Annotated in this window: 1 protein-coding gene; it reads left to right on the top strand. The window is 66.7% G+C overall.

Annotated elements, in window-relative coordinates; genetic code table 11:
* Positions 1 to 17: 17 nt before the first annotated feature.
* Positions 18 to 482: a DDE-type integrase/transposase/recombinase gene (locus tag HCC78_RS33100; protein WP_256368383.1), complete on the top strand. Its 465-nt coding sequence runs from the start codon at positions 18 to 20 to the stop codon at positions 480 to 482.
* Positions 483 to 520 lie beyond the last annotated feature (38 nt).

The raw sequence follows: 520 nt of genomic DNA, 5'->3' as shown, positions 1-520 counted from the left end.
TGGCGCAACCTTGGCGACTGCCGACGGACGAGGGCTGGCTCCACCTGGCCGCCGTCAAGGACATGGCAACGATGGAGATCGTGGGGCGGTCGATGTCGGAGCGGCTCAGGAGCAGCCTCGCGGCCGACGCGATGCGGATGGCGCTGCAGAACCGGCGGCCGGTACTGGGGCTGATCTGTCGCTCCGATCGCGGAATCCAATACGCCAGCAGCGATTGCCGGCGGCTTCCGGATGCCTGGAAGGCAACGGCCTCCATGGGCCGGAAGGGTGATTGCCTCGATAACGCACCGATGGAGAGCTTCTTCGGATCGTTGGCGAACGAACTCGTCCACTGCACCAGGTTCCGGTCGCGCCGCGAGGCCAGGGCGGCGCTGTTCGAGTGCATCGCCATCTTCTGCAAGCGGAAGCGCCGCCACCCGAGCATCGGATGCCGCACGCCCGGGCAGGCAAGGATCGACATGTCCGCAAAGATGGGCGCATAGTGAACATCCGCCCAGTCCGGGAGCCGGGGGCAAGGTCA

It is taken from the genome of Mangrovicoccus sp. HB161399 (assembly GCF_013184745.1).
Taxonomy (GTDB): domain Bacteria; phylum Pseudomonadota; class Alphaproteobacteria; order Rhodobacterales; family Rhodobacteraceae; genus Mangrovicoccus.
The sequence above is the reverse complement of the archived record's forward strand: the minus strand, read 5'-3'. Positions and strand labels throughout refer to the sequence as shown.